Below are 18,795 nucleotides of genomic sequence, written 5' to 3'. Positions count from 1 at the left end.
GGCCCCTGGACCACGGGCAGAAACCGCCCCCTACTTCTGCCTGCCGTTCTGCCTCGTCAAGCGCTCGGCCGTCGACTTTGATCGTGGCATGAGCACCTCACCGATCCCCGCCACCCCCACGGTGCTGCTCGCGAGCGGCGACCGGCGGCTGCCGCTGTACGGCCGGCAGGCGGAGTGCGAGGCCCTGGACCAGCTCGTCGCGACGGTCCAGGCCGGGCGCAGCGCGGTCCTGGTGCTGCGCGGCGCCGCCGGGATCGGCAAGACGGTGCTGCTGGAGTACGCCCACGGCAGCGCGTCGGGCTGCCGGATCGCCCGCACGACGGGTGTCGAGGCCGAGTCGGAGCTGGCCTTCGGCGGCCTGCACCGGCTGTGCGCCCCGTTCCTGGACCACCTGCTGCGCCTGCCCGGCCCGCAGCGGGACGCCCTGTCCACGGCGTTCGGCCTGACCTCCGGCGACACGCCGGACCGCTTCCTGGTCGGCCTCGCGGTGCTCAACCTGCTGGCCGCCGCCGCGGAGAAGGGGCCGCTCGTCTGCCTCGTCGACGACGCGCAGTGGCTGGACGAGGTCTCGGCCCGCACCCTCGCCTTCGTCGCGCGCCGGCTGCCCGTCGCGGCGGTCGGGCTGGTGCTCGCGGTGCGCGACCCGCACCTGCGGGCCGAGCTGACGGAGCTGCCCGAGCGCGAGGTGGGGCGGCTGAGCGACAGCGAGGCCCGCGCCCTGCTCGAGTCGGTCACGCCCGGGCGGCTGGACGAGCGGGTCCGGGACCGCATGGTCGCCGAGACGCAGGGCAACCCGCGGGCCCTGCTCGTGCTCCCGCTCGGGCTCACGCCCGCCGAGCTGGCCGGCGGGTTCGGGCGGCCCGACGTGCGGCCGGCGGCCGGCGACGTCGAGCAGAGCCTGCTGCGGCGGGTGCGGGCGCTGCCCGACCCGGCCCGGCGCCTGCTGCTGACCGCCGCCGCGGAGCCGATGGGCGACGTCACCCTGCTGAACCGGGCGGCGGAGCTGCTGGGCCTCGACCTGGCGAGCGCGGCCCCCGCCGTCGGCGCCGGGCTGATCACGCTGGGCACCCGCGTCCTGTTCAACCATCCCCTGGTGCGCTCGGCCACCTACCAGGGCGCGACGCCGCAGGACCGGCAGGACGCGCACCGCGCGCTGGCCGAATCGACCGACCCCGTGGCCGACCCGGAGCGCCGGGCCTGGCACCTGGCCAACGCGCTGGCCGGCCACGACGAGTCCGTGGCCGCGGAGCTGGAGCGCTACGCCGACCGGGTGCGCGCCCGCGCCGGGGCCGCCGCCGCGGCCGCGCTGCTGGAGCGGGCGACCGAGCTCACGCCCGACCCCGGCCGCCGCGGCACGCGAGCACTGGCCGCCGCCCGGGTCAAGCACCAGGCCGGCGGGTACGACGCCGCGCTGGAGCTGCTGGGCGCCGCCGAGCTCGGCCCCCTCGACACGCGCGACCGGGCCCGGGCCCGCCTGCTGCGCGGTCAGGTCGCCCTCGCGTCCACGAGCCCGGGCGTGGCACTGCCGCTCCTGGTCGCGGCGGCCGAGGAGCTGGAGCCGCTCGACCCCGCACTTGCCCGCACGGCCTACCGCGGCGCGTTCGAGGCCGCCGTCACGGCCGGGGACCTGCCCGGCGGCGGCGAGCTCGCGAAGGTCGCGCGGCGGGTGCTCGCGGTGCCGGCGGGGTCCCCGCCCGGCCGCGGGGACCTGCTGCTCGACGGCGCGGCGGTGCTGGCCACCGACGGTGCCGCGGCGGGCGTGCCGATGGTGCGGCTGGCCCTCGATGCCTTCGCTGCCGAGGCCGGCTCCGCAGAGGAGAGCCTGGACTGGCTCCCCCTCGCGTGCCGCGTGGCCCACAACGCCTGGGAGTTCGACGCCTGGACCACCCTGTCGCGGCGGCTGGTCGACGCGGCCCGCGCGACCGGCACACTGTCGGTGCTGCCGACCGCGCTGCACCTGCTCGTCTCGAACCGGGCGCTGGCCGGCGAGCTCGCCGTCGCCGACACGCTGCTCGCCGAGGCGGTGACGGTCGGCGAGGTGACCGGCAGCCGCTTCCCCGCCCAGTACGCGGCGCTGGTCCTCGAACCCTGGCGGGGCCGGGAGGCCGCCACCCGGCGGGCCGTCGACGCCGTCACCGGCAACCCCGCCCTGCGCGGCGAGGGCAAGGTGGCCGCCGCGACCGGGTGGGCGAACGCCGTGCTCTACAACGGGCTGGGCCGCTACGAGGAGGCGTACGAGGCGGCCGAGCGCGGCTGCGAGCACCCGGCGCCGCTGGGCGGCCCGTTCCACCGGTCGCTGACCGAGCTCGTGGAGGCGGCGGCCCGCAGCGGTCGCCCGGCCCGGGCCGCGGAGGCTGCCCGGCAGCTCGGCGTGCTGGCGCGGGAGAGCGGCACCGACTGGGCGCTGGGGGTCGCCGCGAGCGCCCGCGCCCAGGTGAGCGAGGGGGCCGACGCCGAGGAGGCGTACCGGGAGTCGGTCGAGCGGCTCGGCCGCACGGAGGTCCGGGTGATGCTGGCGCGTGCTCACCTGCTGTACGGCGAGTGGCTGCGCCTGGGCAACCGTCGCGTGGACGCCCGCGAGCAGCTCGGGGTCGCGTACGAGATGCTCAGCGAGATGGGGGCGGAGGCGTTCGCGGAACGCGCCCGGCGTGGTCTGCAGGCCGCCGGGGAGACGGTCCGCCGGCGTCTGCCCCAGCCGCACACGGTGCTCACCCCGCAGGAGTCCCACATCGCCCGGCTCGCCGGGGAGGGGCTGACCAACCCGCAGATCGGCACACAGCTCTTCATCAGCCCGCACACCGTCGAATGGCACCTGCGCAAGGTCTTCCAGAAGCTCGGCATCGTCTCGCGCAAGCAGCTCCGGGGGCAGCTCCTGGACCGGGCGGTGGCGACGGCCTGAGCGGGCACCGGGCGGTGTGGCCCCAGCGGCCGAACCGCTACCCCCGCGGTACCTGGATGCCGTACTGCGAGACCTTGCGGTAGAGCGTGGCCCGGCTCATGCCGAGATCGTCCGCAGCGGCCTGCATGGACGGGCCGTACCGGCTGAGCACCCGCACGATCTCGTCCCGCTCGAACGCCTCGATGCGGGAGAGCCGGCGCGAGGTGCCCGACAGGATCTCGGGCGGCAGGTGCCGCAGGTCCACGACGTCGGCGCGGGTCGCCGCGACGCGGACGGCGTCGGCCAGGGCGCGCACGTTGCCGGGCCACGGGTGGTTGCCGAGCGCGCGCCCCGCGGCGGGCGTGAACGCGATCTCGTGCCCCCGCAGGCGGCGGGCGAGGTGCCGGGCGAGCGGCAGGACGTCGTCGGGCCGGTCGCGCAGGGGCGGTGCCTCCACCACGGACTCGACCAGCGACGCCAGCGGCGCCGGGACGTCCTCGAACCGCTCGGCGGTGATCGCGAAGAGGACGCGCCGGGGGTCGCCTGTGTCCGACCCGGTGCCCGCCCCGGTCTGCGCGCGGGCGGCGAGCACAAGGTCGCGCAGCCGCTCGGCGGCCCAGACCGGAAGGGCCTCGACGCCGCGGAGCACGACGGCGGTGCTCGGCTTGGCGAGCTCGGGGGTCCACAGGTCCAGCCACGCCTGGATGTCCTGGGGCGCGGGGGCGCGGGCCGCGAGGATGCGGTCGCGGGGCCGCAGCGACCGCAGGGCCTGGGCCAGGAGCGTGGCCCGCCCGGACCCGGGTTCGCCGACGGCCGCGACGATCCGGCCCTCGGCGACGCCCGCGCTCGCACGCGCGACCGCCTCGGTCCAGGCCGGGGACAGTCCGTCCAGGCTGCCGGCGCCGGGCGCCGCCCCGGGCTTCTCGATCCGGAAGACCTCGCCGCGCGGCTGCGGCCGGGGTGTCTGGCCGCGGGACCGGGCCAGCATCAGCGCGGCCGTCGTCCCGGCCGCCGACTGGGCCAGGGCAAGGAGCAGGTCGCTCGACGACCTCGACCAGGTGGTGAGGTTGACGGCGCCCTCGACCCGCCCCGTGACCGGGTCCAGGACCGGCGCGGCGGCGCACGTGTAGGTGCACAGGCTGAGGGCGTAGTGCTCGTCGGCGCGGACGACGGTGGGCGCCCGGTCGGCGAGCGCCAGCCCGAGCCCGTTGGTGCCCGCCTCCCGCTCGGCGTACGAGAAGCCGGGCGCCAGGTGCACGGCGTCGAGCGACCGCAGGAGGGCCCGGTCGCCGCTGAGGCGGTCGAGCACCAGGCCGTCGGCGTCGGTGAGCAGGAGGCTGACGGGCTCGCCGGCGAGCGTGCGGTGCAGGCTGGTGAGCACCTCCTGGCCGCACTGGTAGAACAGCGACTCGTCGTCGTAGGTGCCCGTGAACACCGGCTCGATGTCGTCGAGCGGCACGCCGTACTCCTCGCTGCGCTGCCAGGAGTCGAGGAGCCGCTGCGGCACGGGCACGAGCGAGCCGTCGTGCAGCCGCGCCCGCTCCGGCAGGTGCCCTTCGCGCATCGCGAGCCTCCGTCAGTCCGTCCCGGCGTGCGGCGGCCCACGCTACCGCCGGGCCTCGTTCGCCGCCGTCCGGGGCGCCGTCTCAGATTGAGACACCGGACCCCTGCCGTGCCGCCCGGCCCGCGCATACGTTCGCAAAAGTCGGTGTCGACGAGGTCACCGGGGACGGAGAACAGCATGTACACCAAGGACGGCGAGCGCTACTTCATCGTCGACGCGCACATCGCCCTGTGGGACGCGCGGCCGGAGAACCAGCGCAACATCCACGGCAGGCAGTTCATCGACTGCTTCTACGACTACCACGCCAACCTGTCGCCGGACGCGGAGAAGTGGTCGTACGAGGAGTACCTCTACCAGGGCGGCGAGCGCCTGAAGCGGGACCTCTTCGAGGACGGCTACGTGGACCACGCCATCTTCCAGCCGGCGCACCTCGGTGAGTTCTACGTCAACGGGTTCGGGCAGACCGAGGAGGCGTTCGCCCTGGCGCAGGCGAACCCGGACCGGCTCACGTACAACCACCACTTCGACCCGCGCAACGGCGAGGCGGGGCTCGACCAGCTCCGCGCCGACGCGGAGCGGATGCATCTCAGGGGCGTGAAGCTCTACACCGCGGAGTGGCACGGCGAGTCGCGCGGCTACCAGCTCAGCGACCCGTGGGCGTACCGGTACTTCGAGGCGTGCCGCGAGCTGGGCATCACGAACATCCACGTCCACAAGGGCCCCACGATCCGGCCGCTCGACCGGGACGCGTTCGACGTCGCGGACATCGACCACGTGGCCTCCGACTTCACCGACCTGAACTTCGTGGTGGAGCACGTGGGCCTGCCCCGGCTGGAGGACTTCTGCTGGATCGCCACGCAGGAGCCGAACGTGCACGGCGGCCTGGCCGTCGCGATGCCGTTAATCCACACGCGGCCGCGCTACTTCGCGCAGATCATGGGCGAGCTCCTCTACTGGGTCGGTGAGGACCGCATCCAGTTCTCGTCCGACTACGCGCTGTGGACGCCGCGCTGGCTGGTCGAGGCGTTCGTCGACTTCCAGATCCCGGAGGACCTGTCGGCCGAGTACGGCCCGATCACCACGGCGCAGAAGAAGAAGATCCTCGGCCTGAACGCCGCGAAGATGTACGGCATCGAGGTGCCCCAGGAGCTGCGGCTGCCGGACGCCGGCGAGCCCGCCGTCGGCCCGCGGGAGCCGGAGCGGGCCGACCTGGCGGGCGCACGATGAGCGCGCTCACCCGGGTGCCGACCGAGGCCGACGTCCGCCGCGCGCTGGACGCCGTCCTCGACCCCGAGCTGGACGAGCCGGTCACCGACCTCGGCTTCGTGCGGTCCGTCGCGGTCGAGGGCGGCCGGGTCGAGGTGCACCTGCGCCTGCCCACGTCGTTCTGCTCGCCGAACTTCGCCTACTTCATGGCCTCCGACAGCAAGGACGCCGTCGCCGCGCTTCCCGGCGTGACGCACGTCGTCGTCGAGCTCGACGACCACCACGACTCCGCGATCATCAACGCGGGTCTGGCCGCCGACGCCGGCTACCGCGGCACGTTCCGGCACGAGGCCGAGCAGGACCTCGACGAGCTGCGCGCGACCTTCCGCCGCAAGGCGCACACGGCGGCCATGGAGCGCGCCCTGACCGCGCTGCTCCGCGCCCGCCCGAGCCTGCCCGAGTCCGAGCTGGGCCAGATGCGCCTCTGGGACCTCCCGGACGACGCGACGACCGCGGCGCTGCGGCGCCGGCGGGCGGCCGTCGGGCTGCCGGACGACGCGGACGCGCTGGTGCTGGTCGACCACGACGGCGTCGGCCCCGCGCCGGACCAGGTGCCGCTCTCGCTGCGCCGGGCGCGGTCCACCCGCATCTCGATCGAGGGCAACGCGCACTTCTGCCGCGGCCTGCTGCGCACCCGCTACCCCGGGGCGAAGCACGACCAGTCCCCCACCAAGGAGCACACCCCATGACCACGATGCGAGCCGTCCAGGTGGTCGGCTACCACCAGAAGCTGGAGCTGACCGACGTCCCCGTCCCGGAGCCCGTCGGCCCGTTCGACGTCGTCGTCAGGATCGGCGGGGCCGGCGTCTGCCGCACGGACCTGCACATCCTTCAGGGGCAGTGGGCCGACAAGTCCCAGGTGACCCTGCCGTACACGATCGGGCACGAGAACGCCGGGTGGGTGCACGCCGTCGGGAGCGCGGTGACCAACGTCGCGGAGGGCGACAAGGTGATCGTGCACCCGCTGATCACCTGCGGCCTGTGCCGCGCCTGCCGGTCCGGCGACGACGTGCACTGCGCGGCGAGCGCCTTCCCCGGGATCGACACCCACGGCGGGTACGCGGAGTACCTGCGCACCTCCGCGCGCAGCGTGGTGCGCATCGACGACTCGCTGGAGCCGTCCGACGTCGCGGCCCTCGCCGACGCCGGCCTCACGGCGTACCACGCGGCGGCGAAGGCGGCCCGGCGGCTCACGGCGCGCGACCGGTGCGTGGTGATCGGCGCGGGCGGGCTGGGGCACATCGGCATCCAGGTGCTCAAGGCGCTGACGCCCGCCGAGCTGATCGTCGTGGACCGCAACTCCGACGCCGTCCGGCTGGCCGTCGAGATCGGGGCCGACCACGGCGTCGTCGCCGACGGCGCGCACGTCGAGGAGGTGCTCGCGGCGACCGGCGGCAGCGGGGCCGAGGTGGTGGTCGACTTCGTGGGCGAGGGCGGCGCGACCGCCGAGGGTCTGCGCATGCTGCGCGAGGCCGGCGACTACCACGTGGTCGGGTACGGCGAGAACCTCGACGTGCCGACCATCGACGTCATCTCCAGCGAGATCAACATCGTGGGCAACCTCGTCGGGTCCTACAACGACCTCTGCGACCTCATGGTGCTCGCCGCCCGCGGCGCGGTCACGCTGCACACCGCGAAGTACGCCCTCGACGACTTCCAGACGGCGATCGACGACCTCGACGCCGGCCGGGTCCGCGGGCGCGCCATCCTGGTCCCCTAGGTGCGGGGTCCGGTAGGCGCGCCCGCGGTCACGGCGGCGTCAGCGTGAGGCGTTGTCCGCGTCCACGCCCGCCTGGATGGCCTCGAGCTCGTCCCACGCGACGACCGGACGGGCCAGGCCGCGCCGGTCGAGGTACGCCTGCGCCCGGGCACGGAGGCCGCGGACGAACCGGAAGGGCGTCAGCAGGCCCGCCGTGCGGACGCCGTCCACCACACGGTCGGGGCGGAACACCAGGCCGCCGGTGCCCTCGATGAGCTCGCCGAGCACGACCAGGCTCCGGTTCCCGGCGAGCTGCTCGTCGTGCCGGTGGAACAGCAGGCTCGCGGGGCCGGGCCTCGCCTCGACGCCGGGCACCAGCAGGCCGCCGTCGGCGGGCTCGGGCACCACGCGGTCGAGGGTCGGGAGGCCGTCGTCGTCCAGCCGGGCCAGCACCCCGCTGGTGAAGTCGCCCAGCTCCCGGGCGTACGACGCCGGCAGGCCCGGCAGCGCGGGCACGACGAGCGGCCGGGCGGCGCCGGACAGCGCCGGGCGCGTCGCGACGGCGGCCGGCGTCACGGTGATGATCAGCCGCATGTAGTACAAGTCCAGCAGGCGGCGCGTGAGCCCGCTGCCCGACAGGGCGCGCGACGACGGCTGCGCCGAGTCGATCTTGCGCCACAGGTCGGCGTTCGCCGAGAAGCTTGTCACGATCTCGTCCGGGCACGCGCCGTCACCCTGGACGAGCACCTGGCCGGGCTGGTCCTGACCCGCCTCGCTCAGGCCGCTGCCCGTGGGGTCCGAGAAGAGCACGGCGACGCGCGCGTCCCGGCGGACGTTGAGGGCCTTCTGCGCGAACCCGATCGACGTCGACAGGACGAAGGTCTGGTCGGCGGGACGCCACACGCCCGAGACCGGCCACGCGACCGGTGTGCCCGACCGCGAGACGGTGGCGACCTCGCACGTGAGGTAGGACGACATGACGTGGGCTGCGCCCGGTGCGACCAGCTGGTCGTGTTCCATGAGTTCTCTCCGGTGGACTGATGCCTGAGCAAAGCGCGGACAGTATGGCAGCGTCGTGTTGCCGCCCCGGAACATCTGCGCAGGTCACGGGCGGTCCCCAGGTCGCGGGACTACGATCCGTGACCGATGCCCACCGACGAGTCGACCGCGCTGGCCGCGGCCCTGCTGACCACTCTGCCCGACGGCGCCGTCCTCACCGACCCGGAGACGGTCGAGCGCTACGCCCACGACGACGCCGAGTGGGCCGAGTACGCCGCCCCGGCCGCCGTCGTCCTCGCCACGAGCCTGGACGACGTGGTCGCCACGGTGCGGATCGCGGGTGAGCACGGCGCGCCCGTGGTGCCGCGGGGCGCCGGGACCGGGCTGTCCGGCGGGGCGAACGCCATGGCCGGCGCCGTGGTGCTGTCGCTGGAGCGGATGACGCGGATCGTCGAGGTGAACGCCGCGGAGCGGTACGCCGTGGTCGAGGCCGGGGTGCTCAACGACGACCTGCGCCGGCACGTCGCGCAGCACGGCCTCTGGTACCCGCCGGACCCGGCGAGCCAGGCGATCTCCACGATCGGGGGCAACGTCGCCACGAACGCGGGCGGCCTGTGCTGCGTGAAGTACGGCGTCACGCGCGACTACGTGCTCGGTATGACGGCGGTGCTCGCCGACGGCTCGGTCGCCCGGCTCGGCCGCACCACCGCGAAGGGCGTGACGGGCTACGACCTGACGGGCCTGCTGGTCGGCTCGGAGGGCACGCTGGGCATCATCGTCGACGTCACCCTGAAGCTGCGCCCGCTCGGCGGCCGCGAGGACCGGGCGATCGTGGGCTGGTTCTCCTCGCTGGCCGACGCCGGCAACGCCGTGGCCGCCGTGTCGGCCGCCGGCATCGTGCCCGCCGCCCTCGAGCTCATCGACAGCACGTGCCTGCGCGCCGTCGCCGACTGGCAGGACTGGACCCTCCCCGAGGGCGCGGCCGCCCTGCTGCTGGCGAAGGTCGACGAGCCCGGCGCCGCGGGCGAGGCCCTGGCCGACCGGGTCGCCGCGTACTTCGAGCAGGCGGGCGGCACCCAGGTGGAGCGCGCCTTCGCGCCGGACGACGTCGACCGGCTGTTCCTGGCCCGCCGTCTCGCCTACCCCGCGCTCGAACGCCTCGGGCCCGTGCTCACCGAGGACGTCTGCGTGCCGCGCGGCGCCGTGCCCGAGATGCTGAGCCGCATCGAGGCCATCGCCCGGGAGGCCGACGTCGTCATCGCCAACATCGCGCACGCCGGCGACGGCAACCTGCACCCGCTGATCATCGCGCCCGAGGGCGACGACGCCGCCAAGGCCCGCGCCAAGAAGGCATTCGACCGCATCGTCGACGAGTGCCGGGCGCTGGGCGGAACGGTGACCGGCGAGCACGGCGTCGGCCTCCTCAAGCTCCCGGGCGCGGCCGCCGAGCTGAGCCCCGTGGTGCTCGCGATGCACCGGGCGGTCAAGGACGCGCTGGACCCGCGCGGTCTGCTCAACCCGGGCAAGGCGTTCCCGGCGCGCGTCTGACGTCTGACCGACCATGCACCTGCTGCCAGGACGGCGTCGTCCCTGGCAGCAACTGCATGGTCCGGCCGTACCACCACCCTGGTCCCGGGCGACAAATCACCCCTACACTGGCGCTCGCGTGTTTGAAACGTTGCAACGGAGCTCGTTCTCTCGACACCGCACTTGCCTGGAGGCGTCATGACCCTCGACCGCAGAACCTTCCTCAAGACCGCCGGCGTGGCGTCCACCGCCGCCGCGCTCCCCCTCGGTGCCGCGAGCACCGCCGGCGCCCTGCCGGACGACGCCGTCGCGGCGCACGAGCCGCGGCCCGGCGGCCCCGGCCGGATCTGGCTGACCGACCCGCTCGTCGAGAAGAAGACCACTCCGCTCGGGATCGACGTGGACCGCCCCCGGTTCTCCTGGACCGTCGAGACCGACCGCCGCGGCGTCGAGCAGGAGTCCTACCGGCTGCGGGTCAGCACCCGCGGCCCCGGTTCCCGCACCGTGTGGGACAGCGGCGTGGTGCCGTCCCGCGAGTCGGCGAACGTCGAGTACGACGGGCCCGAGCTGCGCGCCGCCACGGAGTACGCCTGGCGGGTCGACGTCGCGACCACGCACGGGGCCGGCTCGACGACGTCGGCCTTCCGCACCGGGCTGTACGCCGAGCGCGACTGGGCGGGCGCCGCGTGGATCGGCAACGAGCGCGTCCCGGACGAGGTCACGGACCTGAGGTTCGACGGCGCCGCGTGGATGTGGGCGGCCGAGGGCGAGCTGCCGGGCCAGGACCGCGCGTTCCGGATCGCGCGCACGGCGCCCGACGGCGCGCACGCCACCCGGGCCGAGGTGCTGATCACGGCCGACGACTCGTACACGCTCTGGGTCGACGGCGTCGAGGCGGGCGACACGGAGCCCGCCGAGAACGGCTGGCAGGCGGCCCGCTTCCACGCCGTCGACCTGCCCGCCGGGACACCCGGGACACCCGGAGAGCCCGGCGCCGCCACGGTGCTCGCCGTGCGCGGCACCAACGACGCGGTGAGCGCGGGCGCGGTGCTCGCCGTCGTCCGCCTGACGTACTCGGACGGGACCACGTCGACCCTCACGTCCGGGAGCGGCTGGAAGGCCGCCACCGCGTTCGAGGACGACTTCGCGCGGCCCGACCTGGACGACTCCGCCTGGGCGCCGGCCACGCAGATCGCGACCTACGGCTCGGGGCCGTGGGGCCGCGGCGTGCGGCTGCCGACGCCGGACCCGCTGCCGGCCCCGCTGCTCCGCACCGAGCTCGACGTCCGGGCGGGTCTGCGGAACGCCACGCTGTACCTGGCCGCGGGCGGGTACGCGAACGTGTCGCTGAACGGCGAGCCCGCCGACAACAGCGTGCTCGCGCCGGGGTTCACCGACTACGACGACACCGTCCAGTACACGGCGACCGACCTGACCCAGGGGCTGCGCCGGGGCCGCAACGCGCTGGGCATCGAGCTGGGCCGCGGCTTCTACGGCATGACGGGCGGCAACGTGTGGCGCTGGGAGGCGCCGCCCTGGCGCGACGAGCCCGTGGTGCGCGCGGTGCTGCGCCTGGAGTACGCCGGGGGCGCCGTCGAGCACGTGGTCACGGACGCGACCTGGCGTGTCCACGACGGTCCGACGGTGTTCGACGACCTCTACGGCGGCGAGGCCTACGACGCCCGCCGCGCGCTGCCCGGCTGGGACACGGCCGGGTTCGACGACGCCGGTTGGGCTGCCGCCACCGTGGCGCCCGGCCCGCGCGGGGTGCTCGTCAACCAGCGTCAGCAGCCGATCGAGGTGATCGAGTCGCTGCCCGCCGTCGAGGTGACCGAGCCCGCGGCGGGCGTGTACGTCGTCAAGTTCCCGCGGGTGCTCGCGGGCTGGGTGCGGTACTCCGTGACCGGGCCGGCCGGGGCGACGGTCCGGGCCGCCCACGGCGAGAAGCTGACCGCGGCCGGGCGCGTGAACCTGAGCAACAACGGCGGGTTCCAGGCGGGGTTCCAGACCGACCGCCTCACCCTGGCGGGCACCGGGCAGCCGGAGACATGGGAGCCGCGCTTCTCGTACAAGGGGTTCCAGTACATCGAGGTGACCGGCTGGCCGCAGGACGGCCCGCCGCCGCTCGACGCGTTCACCGCACAGGTGGTGCACACGGCCGCCGCGGAGACCGGGTCGTTCGACAGCTCCAGCACGATCATGAACCGCACCCACCGGGCCGTCGTCGACACGCTGACCAACAACATCCACGGCATCCCGACCGACACCCCCATGTTCGAGAAGAACGGCTGGACCGGCGACGCCGCCATCGGCACGGAGATGTTCCTGCTCAACCTCGACGTGCACGAGCTGTTCGCCAAGTGGCTGCGCGACGTGCACGAGACCCGGGACGAGCAGGGCCGGCCGCTGGTCATCGCGCCGAGCTCCGGCGACTGGGGCGAGTGGGGCGTGTGCCCGCCGTGGCATGCGGCGTACGTGATGATCCCCTGGTGGCTCTACCAGTACGGCGGGGACACCCGCGTGCTGGCCGAGTGCTACGACGGCATGAAGCGGTACACGGACCTGGAGTTCGAGAGGTCCCAGGGCGGCGTCGTGCCCGACGCGCGCCTCGGCGACTGGGTCAGCCCCGAGGCGAGCCCCGCGGGCGGCAACGCGCCCGAGGACCTGCGGGTCTCCGCCACCGCCTTCCTGTACTCGATGACGCTCTTCATGCGCCGGAGCGCCGGATTCCTCGGCAAGGCCGCCGACGTCGAGCACTTCGCCCGGAACGCAGCCACGATCCGGGCCGCCTTCAACGAGGCCTTCCTCGACGCCGACGCCGGGTACTACCGCGGCGACGGGGACCGCGGGTACCGGCAGACGCACAACGTGCTGGCCGTGGAGTTCGGGCTCGTGCCGGACGCCGCGACCACGCGCCGGGTGGTCGACAGCCTCGTGGCCGACGTCCGCGCCAAGGGCACCAAGCTCAACACCGGCGTGCTCGGCACCAAGTGGCTGCTTCCGGTGCTGACCCGGCACGGGCACGCGGACCTGGCCTACGAGCTCGCCGTGCAGACCGGCTACCCGAGCTGGGGGTACATGATCGAGAGCGGCGCGACCTCGATGTGGGAGCACTGGTCACGGGAGGCGCGCTCCTACGGCCACTACTTCCTCGGCACCGTGGACGACTGGTTCTACCAGCACGTGGCGGGCATCCAGGCCTCGCCCGAGACCGGGTTCCGCGACATCACGATCGCCCCGGCGGTCACGGAGCACCTGGACCGGGCGAGCGCGAGCGTCGGGACGCCGTTCGGCACGGTCGCGAGCGACTGGCGGCGCGCGGGCGGCCGATTCTGGCTGGACGTGACCATCCCCGTGGGGTCGACGGCCACGGTGCGGCTCCCGGTCGGTGACCCCGAGACGGTCACCGAGCAGGGGCGACCGCTGCGGCGCGCGGAGGGCGTCGCGGGCGTCTCGGTGGAGGACGGCGCGGTCGTGGTGCGGGTCGGCTCCGGCCGGTATGCGTTCGTCGCCTAGCCCCTCAGGCCTCCGGGGTCTGCCGCTCGGCCTCGCGGAACCAGTCCGGCGGGTCGAACTGGGAGAGCACGAGCTCGGCGCCGAACGGGTCGCGGATCACCGCCTCCTTGCTCCACTCGGTGTCCTGCGTGGACAGGACCGTGGCGCCGGCCCGCTGCGCGGCGGCGATCGACGCGTCCCGGTCCGCGACGGAGAAGGACACCGACCAGGCCGCCGGGCCGTCGGCCCGCAGGATCCCGGCCGCGACGTCGGCGAAGCCGGACGGCGAGCCGTGCTGCCGCTCGTAGATGTCGGGGTCGGAGGTGCTGGCCAGGTGATCGCCGTACCCGGGGACGCGCGCCATGCCGGCCCCGAGCTCGTCGTCGTGCACCCAGCCCAGGAGCGGGCCGTAGAACCGCAGCGCGTCGTCCAGGTCCGGCGTGGACAGGTTGCTGAAGTTCCACGTGTTCGGGGCGTTGACGGCCTGCGCGCCGGGGCGGGTGCCCGCCTGGACGAGCCGGCTGGGCGCGCCCTGCGGGTCGACGATCCGCGCCATCCGCCCGACGGGCTCACCGGGCGGCCCCACGTCCTCCGGCCCCGAGCTGACGAAGCCGCCCAGCTCGGTGACGCGCGCGACCGCCGCGTCGACGTCGTCCACCGCGACGTAGGTGTGCCACGCGACCTCGCCGTCGAGGCCGGCGGAGGGGGTGGCGATCGCGGCGACCGTGGTCGCGTCCGTGCCGTCCAGCGACGCGACCACGTAGCGCTCGGGCGCGCCGGGCGGGAGCATCTCGGTGAACCTCCAGCCGAAGAGGTCACCGTAGAACCGCAGCGCCGCGTCGACGTCCGGCGTCTCCAGGTCGATCCAGCTCGGCACGCCGTGCGGGTAGGTCCGGGGCGTGGTGGGTGTGTCAGCCATGACGTCCTCCAGGTCGGTACCGCTTCTCTGATCCTGCCTCGCACCGCGGGCGCCCGCCGCCGGGCCCGTCGTACGGGATGTCGGATGGGACAAATAGGATCTTCCACCCGAACTGTGTGAAACAATCCGCCGCATGTCGACGACCACCCGGCGTGTACGGATCTCGCCCTGGTTCTTCCTGCTCATCGCACCGGTGACGTGGCTGGTGGTGGGAGCGGGCCCGCAGGCGGCCCTGCTCGCCGCGGTCTCCACGCCGAGCATGCCCGAGGCCTCGGCCGTCGCGACGGTGGCCTTCGCCGGCGCGGCCGCCGCGCTCTGCACGTCGTGGCTCAGCTCGCGGCCCCGCTGGGCGGCGGGCGCCGGCGCCCTGGGGATCGTCGTCGTGGCGGGCGCGATCTGGCTGATCGGCCAGGCCCAGCACCTCGACGCGCTGCTCGCGACCACGTGGCGCGCGGGCTCCGCGGGGACCGTGGTGGCGCAGGCGACCTTCCTCGTCGCTCTGGCCGCGTCGCTGCTCGGCCTCCTCGCGGGCCTGTTCGCCGTGCTCGGGCCCGTGTGGCTGCGCGGGTTCTGGCTCGCGGCCCCGGTGTTCTTCGCGCAGGACGTCCTGAACCTCGCCACCAGCGGCCTGCGCGCCGGCGGGCCGGGCCTCGCGAACGCGGTCTCCGTGGTCGTGTTCGTGCTCCTCGGCGTGGTGCTCGGCGTCAGCGTCACGCGGAGCCGCTGGTCGTGGCTGTCGTGGGTCCCGGCGCTGCTGATGTTCTGGGTGGCGCAGTCGGCCGCCCCCGCGCTCTACATGGCGGCGAGCTCGGTCTACCCCGGCGCCGCCTGGCTGACCGCCAGCCCGGACGGGCCGCTGATGATCGCCTGGGACGTGTTCCGGGCGGCCTTCGCGGAGCCGGGCTCCCACCTGATCATCCTCCACTGGCTCGGGCTGCTCTGGCTGGTGGCCCTGGCAGTCGGCGTGGCGGTCGGGGTCGCCCGGACGCGCGACCGGGCCGACGCCGAGACCGGCAGCGACGGCGACGTCGATCAGCGCACCACGGCCGCGAGCGCCGACACCTCGACCAGCGCGCCCGGCACGCCGAGCCCGCGGACGAACATGCCCATGACGAGCGGCGGCTCGGACAGCCCGGCGAGCGAGGCGGACGCGGCGCCGTAGGCGGCGTTGATGTCGACGCCCTCGACGAGCACGACGGTGACGCTCACCAGGTGCTCGACGCCGGCTCCGGCGGCGGCGAGCGCCGTGGTCACATTCTCCATGACCCGCTGGGTCTGCGCCCCGACGTCGTCGCCGCCGACCAGCTGACCGGTCGCGTCGACGGCGTTCTGCCCGCCCACGTGGATCGTCGTGGCCCCGGGCGGGACGACGGCGACGTGGCTGAAGGCGGGGCTCTTCACGAGTCCTTCTGGCTGCAACAGCTCGATCTGGTCCATGCCCGCCACGCTAGGCGCGGTGGAGGACAACCGCTGTCCTAGTTCCCGGGTCCGCCGGCACTTCACCCTCCCCCGCGAACACCACGTGCCGCTGCACGGTGTAGGCCGCGAGGAACAGCGTCGCGTCGGTGACGACCTTGGCCGCGACGAGCGGCACGCCGAGGCTGCCGGTCAGGGCGTCGAGCATGCCGTAGCTCGCGGCGAGCAGCAGCCCCGCGAGCGCCGCGTACTGCACGGCGGACCGCCGGGCGGGGGCGCGGCGTCCGGCACGGAAGACGAGGTGGCGGTTGACCAGGTAGTTCACGCTGGCCGAGACGATGCGGGCGCCGACGACGCCGACGAGGAGCGAACCGGTGAGCGCCTGGAGGGCCAGGAGGAGCGCGGCGTCGACGGCGAACGCCGTCAGGCCGGAGGCCCCGAAGGCGAGCAGCGGGCCGAGCACGCTCACGGAGTCGTGCAGGGGGCGGAAGTGCGAGGAGCCGTTGCGGTCGAGGTAGACGGTGGCGATCGGCACCTGGGCGAGGCGGACGGGCCAGCGGGTGACCCGCAGGAGCACGCGCTGCTCGTACTCGAACCGGTCGCCGGGCACGGCCAGGAGGCGCGGCAGCAGGTCGGGCGCGTAGCCGCGCAGGCCGGTCTGGGTGTCGGGCAGGCGCACGCCGGTGGCGAGCCGGAACGCGTGGGCGCTGACGGCGTTGCCGACGCGGCTGCGCAGGGGCACGTCCGGCCCGGTGAAGGAACGGACGCCGAGCACGACGTCGCCGGCCCCCGCGACCAGGGCGTCGGCGACGGCGCGGACGCCGTCCGGGGTGTGCTGGCCGTCGGCGTCGGCGGTGACGACGGGGGTGCCGGGCCCGGCGAGCAGGCGTGTGAACGCGGTGCGCAGGGCCGCGCCCTTGCCGCGGTTGCGGTCGTGCCGCAGCACGGTGTGGCCCCGGGCCTGGGCGGCGACGAACACGTCGGCGAACGCCGGCCCGGAGCCGTCGTCGACCACGAGGACGTCGGTGAGGCCGCGGGCGGCGAGGCCGTCCAGCAGGTCCAGGAGCCGGGCGTCGGGGCGGTAGGCGGGGACGACGACGGTGGGCGTCATGGCGGGGCTCGGGCCGGGGTGCACGGCGCTCACCCCGCCACGTACAGGATGTCGGACGTGGCGCGCTCGCCCCCGTTGGACGGCTGGTTGACCACCTCGCCGTCGAACCACAGCGTGGAGGATCCCCCGCCGTCGAGGTTGTACGCGGTGGTGGCCCCGAGGCCGGTCATGATCTGCGCGAGCTCGGTGAGGGTGACGCCGCGGCTGTAGCCCTCCTGCCGCCCGTCGACCACGACGATCACGTAGTGGTTGTCGTCGATCACGCCGATCGCGGTGCGCGGCTGCTCGCCCTGGATGGAGTGGTTGCCGACGTTGGTGTCGACCTCGACGTCCTCGATCCCGTCGACGATCGCCCCGTCCTCGACGAGCGCGGGGCCGAAGGAGACGGTGTTCCACACGCCGTCCGCGACGAGCTCGTCCGCCGTGGTGGTGGTCTCGTCGTAGACCTCGGCGTGGCCGTCGGTGTAGAACGCGAGGCCCTCGCGGGCGCCGTCGTCGCGGTAGACCACGCCGTTGCGGATCACGATGCCCGTGTCCCGGAACCCGTAGTAGTCGCCGTTGACGGCGAGCACCGCGCCCACGTCGTCGGCGATGTCGCTGGTCTCGTCGGTGATGTTGGTGCCGAACTCGTCCTGCGCGAACGCGGAGCGGAGCTGGGTCGCGTCGTCGACCTGGACGTCGGCCACGTAGTAGGTGACGGTGTCGTCGCCCTCGCCGGTGCTGACCTGGCTGACGGTGATCCCCGTGTCGTCCGACGTGTAGGAGTCGTCCGTGACGGTCGCCTCCGCGTCTGCGCCGTCGTCGGTCGCGGCGGCGGTTCCCTGCTCGGCCTCGTAGGCGGAGACGTCGGAGATCTCGACGTGCTCAACGAGGAACCGGTCGGCGGCCCAGGCCGCGCCCCCGGCGGCCGGCAGGAGGAGTCCGACGGTGATCGCGAGCGCGATCCGGCGGCGGCGTCGTGCGGGGCGGTTCGGTGTGCTCATGCGAACCGATGGAACGTGGTCGCCCTATGCCCGCGCCCTGGGGCGGCTCGGAGTTCTCCGAGAGTGCTTGACGTCGGCTGGGCGCCGGACGGACAGGACCGCCGGACCTACGGGACCGCCCGCTCCCGGTGCCGGCGCACCGCTGCCCGGTTGGCGCAACGCACGGAGCAGTACCGCTGCCGCCCGTTGCGGGTCACGTCGACCACCACGTTCGTGCACGGCCCCGAGGCGCACCGCCGGAGCCGGTGCATGCCGCGGGTGACGAGGTGCAGCGAGGTGCCCACGCCGATCACGGCGCGCAGCACCGCGGACAGCACCTGGTTGTCGTCCCGGTAGTGCAGGTGCCAGTCCTCCCCGTCGTGATTCGTGAGCCGGGGGTAGGCGGCGACGGCGGCCATCTGGGCGTTCAGCAGCGCGGCCCGGTCGGCCGGGTCGGGGGTGTCCACGACACGCAGCCAGTCGTCGATCGCCTCGCGCGAGCGCGCGTGGTCCTCCGGCGCCTCCAGGAACGTCATGGTCATGCCGAACTCGCGCGTGCGGGCCTCGATGCCCGCCCGGTCGTCCGGCCAGTTGTTGGCGAGGGACGCCGCGAGCAGCACGGCGTACTCGCCGTAAGGGTTGAGATGCACAAGGCCATTACAGCATCGTGGGGTGCATGACGACGACCGAGACCCGCTCCACCCTCCGCGCCCCTGCCACAACCACCGGTGCCACCACCGCCGGCGCGGCCGCCGACACCGGGCACGAGCACGCGTGGACCACGGACTCGCGCCACCGGACCTCGGCCGGCTACGTGCTCTACGTGCGGTGTGCGGCCTGCGGGGCGCACCGCGTGGACCTGCAGCCGCGCACGGACGCGGGGGGGGGGGGCAGGCGGGAGGGGGGGGGACGGAGGTTGGGGAGGTGGGAGGCGCAGGTGGAGAGGAAGTGAGGCCACG

13 protein-coding genes are annotated in these 18,795 nt (G+C 74.5%); 6 read left to right on the top strand and 7 right to left on the bottom strand.

What is annotated here, in order from left to right:
* The first annotated feature begins 88 nt into the window (after nt 1–88).
* Nucleotides 89–2,899 (top strand): AAA family ATPase, encoded by a 2,811-nt coding sequence (locus ACFV9Q_RS00675; protein WP_377232695.1) that lies wholly within the window; start codon nt 89–91, stop codon nt 2,897–2,899.
* 37 nt (nt 2,900–2,936) lie between these two features.
* Here ACFV9Q_RS00675 and ACFV9Q_RS00670 read toward each other — a convergent pair whose 3' ends face one another.
* Nucleotides 2,937–4,442, bottom strand: coding sequence for a GAF domain-containing protein (locus tag ACFV9Q_RS00670; RefSeq protein ID WP_377232694.1), 1,506 nt, complete (start codon nt 4,440–4,442; stop codon nt 2,937–2,939).
* 177 nt (nt 4,443–4,619) lie between these two features.
* On the opposite strand from ACFV9Q_RS00670, the gene ACFV9Q_RS00665 reads away from it, so the two are divergent.
* From ACFV9Q_RS00665 to ACFV9Q_RS00655, 3 genes are read left to right on the top strand one after another with little or no spacing between them, the layout of a single operon-like run.
* On the top strand, nt 4,620–5,669 hold the full coding sequence (locus ACFV9Q_RS00665) for an amidohydrolase family protein (RefSeq protein ID WP_377232693.1): 1,050 nt from the start codon (nt 4,620–4,622) through the stop codon (nt 5,667–5,669).
* Nucleotides 5,666–6,397 (top strand): iron-sulfur cluster assembly protein, encoded by a 732-nt coding sequence (locus ACFV9Q_RS00660; protein WP_377232692.1) that lies wholly within the window; start codon nt 5,666–5,668, stop codon nt 6,395–6,397. Before ACFV9Q_RS00665 ends, ACFV9Q_RS00660 begins: the two co-directional genes overlap by 4 nt.
* Complete coding sequence (locus tag ACFV9Q_RS00655) at nt 6,394–7,428, top strand: NAD(P)-dependent alcohol dehydrogenase (RefSeq protein WP_377232691.1); 1,035 nt, start codon at nt 6,394–6,396, stop codon at nt 7,426–7,428. Before ACFV9Q_RS00660 ends, ACFV9Q_RS00655 begins: the two co-directional genes overlap by 4 nt.
* A gap of 39 nt (nt 7,429–7,467) precedes the next feature.
* Here ACFV9Q_RS00655 and ACFV9Q_RS00650 read toward each other — a convergent pair whose 3' ends face one another.
* Complete coding sequence (locus ACFV9Q_RS00650; protein WP_377232690.1) at nt 7,468–8,427, bottom strand: pyridoxamine 5'-phosphate oxidase family protein; 960 nt, start codon at nt 8,425–8,427, stop codon at nt 7,468–7,470.
* Between the two features lie 126 nt (nt 8,428–8,553).
* Here ACFV9Q_RS00650 and ACFV9Q_RS00645 point away from each other — a divergent pair, with 126 nt between their 5' ends.
* Nucleotides 8,554–9,954 (top strand): FAD-binding oxidoreductase, encoded by a 1,401-nt coding sequence (locus tag ACFV9Q_RS00645; RefSeq protein ID WP_377232689.1) that lies wholly within the window; start codon nt 8,554–8,556, stop codon nt 9,952–9,954.
* Nucleotides 9,955–10,131: 177 nt separating this feature from the next.
* Nucleotides 10,132–13,449, top strand: coding sequence for a family 78 glycoside hydrolase catalytic domain (locus ACFV9Q_RS00640; RefSeq protein ID WP_377232688.1), 3,318 nt, complete (start codon nt 10,132–10,134; stop codon nt 13,447–13,449).
* Between the two features lie 4 nt (nt 13,450–13,453).
* Here ACFV9Q_RS00640 and ACFV9Q_RS00635 read toward each other — a convergent pair whose 3' ends face one another.
* From ACFV9Q_RS00635 to ACFV9Q_RS00615, 5 genes are all read right to left on the bottom strand, one after another.
* Complete coding sequence (locus ACFV9Q_RS00635) at nt 13,454–14,347, bottom strand: VOC family protein (protein WP_377232687.1); 894 nt, start codon at nt 14,345–14,347, stop codon at nt 13,454–13,456.
* Between the two features lie 1,032 nt (nt 14,348–15,379).
* A complete protein-coding gene (locus ACFV9Q_RS00630) occupies nt 15,380–15,784 on the bottom strand; it encodes a RidA family protein (RefSeq protein WP_377232686.1) in 405 nt (134 codons plus the stop codon).
* Nucleotides 15,785–15,794: 10 nt separating this feature from the next.
* Nucleotides 15,795–16,907 carry a GtrA family protein gene (locus ACFV9Q_RS00625; protein ID WP_377232685.1) on the bottom strand — a complete coding sequence of 371 codons (1,113 nt, stop codon included), beginning with the start codon at nt 16,905–16,907 and terminating at the stop codon, nt 15,795–15,797.
* A complete protein-coding gene (locus ACFV9Q_RS00620; protein WP_377232684.1) occupies nt 16,904–17,857 on the bottom strand; it encodes a phosphodiester glycosidase family protein in 954 nt (317 codons plus the stop codon). Before ACFV9Q_RS00620 ends, ACFV9Q_RS00625 begins: the two co-directional genes overlap by 4 nt.
* Nucleotides 17,858–17,964: 107 nt before the next feature.
* The gene (locus ACFV9Q_RS00615) at nt 17,965–18,486 is read right to left on the bottom strand and encodes a CGNR zinc finger domain-containing protein (protein ID WP_377232683.1); all 522 of its coding nucleotides are present in this window, start codon (nt 18,484–18,486) and stop codon (nt 17,965–17,967) included.
* Between the last annotated feature and the right edge of the window lie 309 nt (nt 18,487–18,795).

Source organism: Promicromonospora sp. NPDC059942 (genome assembly GCF_042731755.1).
Classification (GTDB): domain Bacteria; phylum Actinomycetota; class Actinomycetes; order Actinomycetales; family Cellulomonadaceae; genus Promicromonospora.
Note: the sequence above shows the minus strand (reverse complement) of the source record. Positions and strands in the feature narration are given on the sequence as shown.